Here is an 8,402-nt window from a genome sequence, read left to right as displayed (position 1 = left end):
ATCCCGAACGACGACACACCCGCACGACGAGGACGCCCCACCTCAGGCCACTCCCGCGCCTCGGTGAGCAACTCCACCCCACCCGCGGACCAGTCGATCCGCGTCGACCGCTCCCTCACATGCAACGTCCGCGGCAACACCCCCGCCCGAATCGCCTGAACCGCCTTGATCAGCCCGGCAACCCCCGCCGCCGCCCCGGTGTGCCCGATGTTCGACTTGACTGACCCGAGCCACAACGGCCGGTCAGCGGGCCGGCCCTGTCCATAGGTCGCCATGAGGGCCTGGGCCTCGATCGGGTCACCGAGCGTCGTCCCGGTACCGTGCGCCTCAACGGCATCGACGTCGGCGGCCGACAACCCCGCGTCGGCGAGCGCCATCCGGATCACCCGTTGCTGGGAGGGCCCGTTGGGAGCGGTGAGCCCATTGCTGGCGCCGTCCTGGTTGACGGCCGACCCTCGTACGACGGCGAGCACCCGATGCCCGTTCCGCTCGGCGTCGGTGAGCTTCTCGACGAGGAGCAGCCCGACGCCGTCCGCGAGCCCCATGCCGTCGGCGCCTTCGGCGAACGCCTTGCAGCGTCCGTCGGGGGCCAGCCCGTGCTGTGCGCTGAACCCGAGAAGCTGACCGGGTGAGGAAAGGACGGTGACGCCCCCGACGAGGGCGAGCGAGCACTCGCCGCCGCGCAGGGCCTGGACGGCGAGGTGGAGGGCGACGAGGGAGGAGGAGCAGGCCGTGTCCAGGGTGACGGCGGGCCCTTCGAGGCCGTACAGGTAGGACAGCCGGCCGGAGACGACGGCGGCGGCGGTGCCGGTGGTGAGGTGTCCGGCGTATTCGTCGGGTATGCGGCCGGAAGTCCAGCCGTACTCGAGGTTGTTGGTGCCGATGAAGACGCCGGTGCGGCTGCCGCGCAGGGTGGCCGGGACGATTCCGGCGTGTTCGAAGGCTTCCCAGGAGGTCTCGAGGAGCAGCCGTTGCTGGGGGTCCATGGCGGTGGCTTCGCGCGGGGAGATCCCGAAGAAGCCCGCGTCGAAGCCGGCGACGTCGGAGAGGAATCCGCCGTGGCGGGTGTAGGTGGTGCCGGGGTGGTCGGGGTCGGGGTGGTACAGGCGGTCGAGGTCCCAGCCCCGGTTGTCGGGGAGGGGTCCGATCGCGTCCTCGCCACGGGTGACGAGGTCCCACAGGTCTTGGGGGGAGGCGATGTCGCCGGGGTAGCGGCAGGCCATGCCGACGATGGCGACGGGCTCGGCGGTCTCGAGTTCCTCGATGCGCCGGCGGGCATCGTGGAGTTCGGCCGTGGCCCACTTCAGGTATTCACGAAGCGTCTCTTCACTGGCCACGGCAGTCCTCCGGAACTGGGGTCGTGGTGTTCGTGGTGCGGGGGCGGCGTACGGGGGGGGTCAGCCCGCCGAGGGATCGCGGCGCAACTTGTCGATGAAGGCGAGCATCTCGTCGTCGGTGGCGGTTTCGAGCTCGTCGGCGACGGTGCGGGTCTCGGGTTGCCGTGGGCCGGCGTCGGGAGTGGCGGTCCAGGTGGCCAGGAGGGTCTGAAGGCGTTTGGTGATGCCGGCCCGGTCGGTGTCGCCGACGGTGGCGGTGGCGAGGCCGGTGGCGAGGCGGTCGATCTCCGCGTGCAGGGAGGCGGTGTCCGCCATGCCGTCCTCCAGGAGTTCGGCCAGGAGGAGGTCGACGAGGGCGAGGGGGGTGGGGTGGTCGAACAGGAGGGTTGCGGGCAGCGTGAGGCCGGTGCGGCGGCTCAGGCGGTTGCGCAGGTCGACGGCGGTGATCGACTCGAAGCCGAGTTCGCTGAAGGCGCGGTCGGGCCGGATCTGGTCGAGGCTGTCGTGGCCGAGGGCGGCGGCTGTGTGCTCGCGGACCAGTTCGAGGAGGCGGTGTGCGCGGTCGGGGACGCTGAGGGTGCCCAGTTCGCGGCGCAGTTCGTCGGCGGCGTCGGCCGCGTCGCGGGCTTCCTCGTCGAGTGCGGCGAGGGCGGCGCGGGCTTCGGGGAGGGTGTCGAGGAGCCTGCTGGGGCGGCGGGCGGTGAAAGCGCGGGTGAAGACGGGCCAGTCGACTTCGGCGACGGTGACGCAGGTGTCGTCGTGGTCGAGGGCTGCCCGCAGGGCGTCCAGGGCGTGGTCCGGGTCGATGAGGCTGAGGCCGCCGAGGCCGATGCGGCGTAGGGCGCGGGCCGTGCCGGGGTCGTCGGCGGTGGGGGTCTCGGTGAGCAGGTCCCAGACGGGCCAGGCGACGGAGAGGGCGTGGCGACCCCGGGCGCGGTGCCGTTCGGCGAGGGCATCGAGATGGGCGCAGGCGGCGGCGTAGGCCGCGTGTTCACCGCTGCCCCAGAAGGCGGCGACGGAGGAGAAGTGGACGACGGTCCGCAGCGCGGCGGGATCGAGGAGTTCGTCGAGGAGGAGGGCGCTGTGGGCGGTGGCGGCGAGGGCCTGCGCGAGGGCGGTGGGGTCGGTCTCGTCGAGGGGGGCGAGGCCGGGGTCACCGGGTGTGTGCACCAGGTCGGTGATCTTCTGGTCGTCCGTGTGGAGGCGGTCCAGGAGGCGGGTGACGTCCTGCCGGTCGGTCAGGTCGCAGGGGGCGAGGGTGAGGCGGGTGCCCGTCTCGTCGAGTGCGGTTTCGGCGGCGGTGGCGGTGTCGGGGTCGATGGGGCCGGCCAGGACGATGTGTTCGGCGCCGCGTTCGGAGAGCCAGCGTGTGAGCCGGACGGTCAGGGGGCTGGTGCCGCCGGTGACGAGGACGGTGCCGGTGGGGCGCCAGTCGCGTACGGGGTCGGTGGTGGGGAGGGGTGCGCGGTCCATGCGGCGGACATGGGTGCCGATGGGGCGCAGGGCGAGCTGGTCCTCGTGTGCCGCGTTGGTGAGGGCCTGGCGCAGCCGGTCGGCGTCGTCGGGGCCGGGGTGTTCGGGGAGGTCCACCAGGCCGCCCCAGCGGTCGGGCAGTTCGAGGGCGGCGACTCGGCCGAGTCCCCAGATCCGGGCCTGTTCGGGGGCGTTCGGAGCGGGTTCGGCGACGGCGACGGCGCCTCGGGTCAGGCACCACAGGCGGGTCTCGGCGGTGAGGTCGGTGACGGCCTGGGTGAGGAGGAGGGTGCCGGTGAGGCCGGCGGAGATCCGCGGGGTGTGGGGGTGGGGGGTGGGGTCGAGTCCGAGGAAGGAGAGGACGCCGACGCGTCCGGGTTCCCGCGGGAGGGCGTCTCGGAGGCGGTCGGTGAGGTCGGCGCGGTCGGCGCGGGCGGGGTCGACGGTGACGGTGTCGACCTTCAGGCCCCGGTCGGCCAGGCCGGCGATCAGCCGGGTGGTGTCCTCGTCGGCGGCGAGTGCGGCCGGTACGACGGCGAGCCAGGCGGTCGGGGCGCCGGGGTCGGCGGTCAGGCCGGGGGCGGGCTGCCAGCGGGCGCGGTAGCGGCGGCCGTCCGCGGTGCGGCGCTCGCGGGTGTGCCGGCGCCAGGCGCGCAGGGTGGGCTGGACGGTGTGCCAGGGCTGTCCTTCGGGTCCGCCGATGAGGTCGGCGAGTGCCTGGGGGTCCCTGCCTTCGACGAGTTCCCAGAAGTGGGCCTCGGCCGGGTCGTGGTCGGCGGCGGGTGTGCCGTCGGTCGCGTCGAGCCAGTAGCGGCGCCGGGCGAAGGGGTAGGTGGGCAGGTCGACGGTGGTGGGGCGGTGAGCGGCGAGGGCGGTGCTCCAGTCGGGTACGACGCCGAGGGCGGTGGCCTCGCCCACGGACAGCAGGAAGCGGTCGAGGCCGCCCGCGCCCCGCCGGAGGCTGCCGAGGACCGCGTTCTCGGTGCCGGGGGACGCGGCGATCTCCTGGACCGGCGTGACGAGGGTGGGGTGCGGGCCGAGGTCGACGAACGTGTCGTGCCCCTGCTCCAGCAGGCCGCGCACGGTCTCCTCGAAGCGGACCGTCTGCCGCAGGTTCGTGTACCAGTACTCGGCGTCCAGCCCGGCGGTGTCCAGCGGGCCGGCCGTGACGGTGGAGTGGAACGGCACGTGTCCGGTCGTGGGCCGGAGGTCCGCGAGGTCGGCGAGGAGCCGGTCGCGGATCTCCTCGACGTGTGCGGAGTGCGAGGCGTAGTCCACCGGGAGGATGCGGGAGCGTTCGGCGCCGGCCGCCAGGGCCCGTACGGCGTCGGGGTCGCCGGAGACGACGACCTGGCCGGGGCCGTTGACCGCCGCGAGGGAGAGCCGTCCGTCGGAGACGGCGACGTGCTCGGCGGCCTCGCTGTGGGACAGCGCGACGGACGCCATCAGGCCCCGGTCGGAGAGAGCGAGGAGTGCCTTGCTGCGCAGGGCGGCGATCCTGGCGCCGTCGTCGAGGGTGAGCGCACCCGCGACGACCGCTGCGGCGATCTCGCCCTGCGAGTGGCCGACCACGGCGGCGGGCCGGATGCCGTGGGCGCTCCAGAGTGCGGCGAGGGAGACCATCACCGCCCACAGGGCGGGCTGCACCACGTCCACGCGGTTCAGGGTGGCCTCGTCGGCGTCGCGCAGGACGGCGGTCAGGGACCAGTCGACGTAGGGTGCGAGGGCCGTCTCGCAACGGGCGATGTGCTCGGCGAACAGGGGAGATTCCGCGAGGAGTTCGGCGGCCATGCCGGGCCACTGGGAGCCCTGGCCGGGGAAGACGAACACGACGCGGTCGCGGGTGGGCCCGGTGCCTTCGGCGACGTTGGGGCGTGCCGCGCCGTCGGCGAGTCCGTCCAGTGCGTGCAGGAGCGTGTCGCGGTCGCGGGCGATCACCACCGCGCGGTGGGGCAGGACGGCGCGGGTGGTGGCGAGGGAGTGCGCGACGTCGGCGGGGGCGAGGCAGGGGTGGTCCAGCAGATGCCCGCGCAGGCGGGCTGCGACGGCCCGCAGGGTGGGTGCGCTGTCGGCGGAGAGGAGGTAGGGCAGCGAGGTGTCGGGGTGCGGTCGCTCCTCGGGGGCCTCCTCGGCGGCGGGGGGAGCCTGTTCGAGGATCACGTGGGCGTTGGTGCCGCTGATGCCGAAGGAGGACACCCCGGCGCGGCGGGGCCTGCCGGTGTCCGGCCAGGGTGCCGCTTCCGTGAGGAGTTCCACGGCGCCGGCCGACCAGTCGATGTGCGGTGAGGGGCTGTCGACGTGGAGGGTCTTCGGGAGGGTGCCGTGGCGCAGGGCCATGACCGTCTTCACGATGCCCGCGAGCCCTGCGGCGGCTGCCGCGTGACCGAGGTTGGACTTCACGGAGCCGAGCCGGAGGGGGTGTCCGGCGGGCCGGTCCTGTCCGTAGGCGGCGATCAGGGCGTGGGCCTCGATCGGGTCGCCGAGGGTGGTGCCGGTGCCGTGCGCCTCGACGGCGTCGACCTGGTCCGGTGTCAGTCCCGCGTCGGCGAGGGCGAGTCGGATCACACGCTGCTGGGCGAGGCCGTTCGGCGCGCTGAGCCCGTTGCTGGCGCCGTCCTGGTTGACGGCGGAGCCACGGACCACCGAGAGGACCGGGTGCCCCTCGCGCCGGGCGTCGGAGAGCCGTTCGAGGACGAGGACGGCGGCGCCCTCGGACCAGCCGGTGCCGTCGGCGCCCGCGGCGAACGACTTGCAGCGGCCGTCCTCGGCGAGCCCGCGCTGCCGGCTGAATTCGACGAATCCCGTGGGGACCGCCATGACGGCGACGCCCGCCGCGAGGGCCGTAGAGCACTCGCCCCGGCGCAGGGCCTGCACGGCGAGGTGCAGGGCGACCAGGGACGAGGAGCACGCGGTGTCCACCGTCACCGCGGGGCCTTCCAGGCCGTAGGTATAGGCGAGGCGCCCGGACAGGACGCTGCCCGCGCTGCCGGTGAGCGCGTAGCCCTCCGCGCTCTGGCCTGCGCGCGCTCCGGTCGCGTAACCGGAGGGTGAGCCGCCGACGAAGACGCCGGTCGCGGTTCCGGCGAGGGTCGCCGGGTCGATTCCGGCGCGTTCGAAGGCTTCCCAGGAGGTCTCGAGGAGCAGCCGTTGCTGGGGGTCCATGGCGGTGGCTTCGCGCGGGGAGATCCCGAAGAAGCCCGCGTCGAAGTCGGCGGCGCCGGTGAGGAATCCGCCGTGGCGGGTGTAGGTGGTGCCGGGGTGGTCGGGGTCGGGGTGGTAGAGGCGGTCGAGGTCCCAGCCCCGGTCGGCCGGGAAGAGGCCGATGGCGTCGCCGCCGTCGGCGACCAACTGCCACAGGTCCTCGGGGGAGTCGACATCGCCAGGGTAGCGGCAGGCCATGCCGACGATCGCGATGGGCTCGTCGGAGGCGGTGAGAGCGACGGCCGCGCCCTGCCGGTGCTGGGCCGGTCCGTCCTGTGCGAGTTCCTCGCACAGGTACGCGGCCAGCCCGGCGCAGGTCGGGTGGTCGAACACGGTGGTGACGGCGAGCTGGAGCCCGGTCAGCGCGCCGAGCCGGTCACGCAGTTCGACGGCGGTCAGGGAGTCGAAGCCGAGGTCGCGGAAGGCCCGGTCGGCGTCGACGGTCTGCGCCGAGCCGTGCCCGAGCACCTGCGCGACCTGCGCACGGACGGCGTGCAGGGCGAGCGCAGGCCGGTCCGCGGCAGGGGCCTCGGCGAGGCGGCGGGCGAGAGCGGCGTCCTTCGGCGTGGCGGGCGCGGGCGCGGATGCGGCGGGTGGGTGGAGCGCGCTCAGGAGGGGGCTGGGCCGCAGCGCGGTGAACGCGGTGGTGAACCGTTCCCAGTCCACGTCGGCCACGGCGACCGTCGCCTCGGGGCGCCCCACGGCCTGGGCGAGCGCGGCGAGTGCCGCGTCCGTGGTCAGCGGGCGCAATCCGCGGCGGGCCAGCCGTCGCACGTCGTCTTCCGCGCCGACCATGCCTTCCTCGGCCCACGGGCCCCAGGCGATGGAGGTGGCGGCCAGCCCGCGCGCCCTGCGCTGCTCGGCGAGCGCGTCCAGCGCGGCGTTGGCGGCTGCGTAGGCGCCCTGGACGCCGCCGCCCCACACTCCGGCGACCGAGGAGAACAGCACGAACGCATCGAGCGGGCGGTCGCCGAACACGGTGTCGAGGTGCGCGGCGCCCACCGCCTTGCCGGCGATGACGTCCGCGCACAGGAGCGGGTCGGTGTCGAGGACGGGGCAGTCCTGGGCGAGCCCCGCAGTGTGCACGACGGCCCGGATCGGCTCGCCGTCGGCCTCCACTCCTGCGACGAGCCGGGCGAGGGCGTCGCCGTCGGCGAGGTCGCAGGAGGCGACGGTCGTGCGGGCACCGAGTTCCCCGAGTTCCGCCACCAGCCGGTCGACACCGGGCGTCGCGGCGCCACGCCTGCTGACCAGCACCAGTTCCCCGGCACCGCGCTCGGCCGCCCACCGTGCCACCCGGGCACCGAGACCGGTCGTGCCGCCGGTGACGAGGATCCGCCCGGCAGGCTGCCAGTCGGTGGCCGCGCGGTCAGCGGGCGCGGCGCCCAGCCGCCGTACCCGGATGCCGGAGGCGCGGACGGCGATCTGGTCCTCGGCACCGCCCGCGATCATCGCCACGGCCCGGGACCAGGCCGACGCGTCGGGCACGGCGGGCAGGTCGACCAGCCCGCCCCACAGCGCGGGGTGCTCCAGGGCGACGGTACGGCCAAGACCCCAGACCTGGGCCTTTCCGGCGTGGCGCACGGCGTCGGAGGCGCCGGTGGTCACCGCGCCCTGCGTCAGGGTCCACAGCCGGGTGTCCATGCCGAGGTCGCACAGGGCTTGGACGAGGGCGAGCGTGCCGGCCAGCGCCGAGGGCACGGTGCCGGCGTCGGTCGAGTGGTTCGGGTTCAGGCCCAGCAGTGACACGACACCCGCGACGCCGGTGTGCTCGCCCAGGAGTGCGGTGAGCGCCTCGCGGTGCAGCGCGTCGGGCTCGACGGTCAGGTGCGTCACGCGTGCACCGCGCTCCTCCAGCGCCTCGGCGCACCCTGCGGTGAGACCGTCTCCGGCGCCGGACACCAGCAACCAGTCGCCGGAGAGCCTGGCCGTCGGCAGTTCGGCGACGGTCTGCCAGCGGATCGTGTAACGGCCGGTGGGGGTGGCGGGCTGTTCGCTCGTGAGCCAGTAGTGCTGCCGCTGGAAGGCGAACGTCGGCAACTCCACCCGCCGTCCGCCGCGCGCGGCGAGGTTCCCGGCCCAGTCGACGCGGATGCCTTCGGTGTGCAGGGCGGCCAGTGCCCCGGTCACGCTGCTCGCCTCGGGGTGGTTGCGCCGCAGCAACGGCACGGTGGTGGGCGCCTGTTGTTCGGGGTTCGGGGCGAAGGCCTCCCGGACCATGGCACAGGCGACGCCGTCAGGCCCCAACTCGGGGAAGATGGTCGCGCCTTGGGTCAGCAGGTGGGTGACCCCCGCGCCGAAGCGGACGGTTTCACGGACCTGACGCACCCAGTACCCCGGATCCGTCAACTCCCCCGCCGACGCCACCCGACCGAACACGTTGGACACCAC

The 8,402-nt window shown here is 74.5% G+C and carries 2 protein-coding genes; both read right to left on the bottom strand.

The annotated features are described in order from the left end of the window. A partial coding sequence (locus ACZ4K2_RS36845) for a type I polyketide synthase (protein WP_467770021.1) occupies positions 1–1,337 on the bottom strand: 1,337 nt, incomplete at its 3' end. Positions 1,338–1,397: 60 nt separating this feature from the next. Further along, the gene (locus ACZ4K2_RS36840; RefSeq protein WP_467770020.1) at positions 1,398–8,339 is read right to left on the bottom strand and encodes a type I polyketide synthase; all 6,942 of its coding nucleotides are present in this window, start codon (positions 8,337–8,339) and stop codon (positions 1,398–1,400) included. Positions 8,340–8,402 lie beyond the last annotated feature (63 nt).

The organism is Streptomyces sp. NPDC025833 (assembly GCF_055558055.1).
This window is presented reverse-complemented; position numbering and strand designations above follow the sequence as displayed.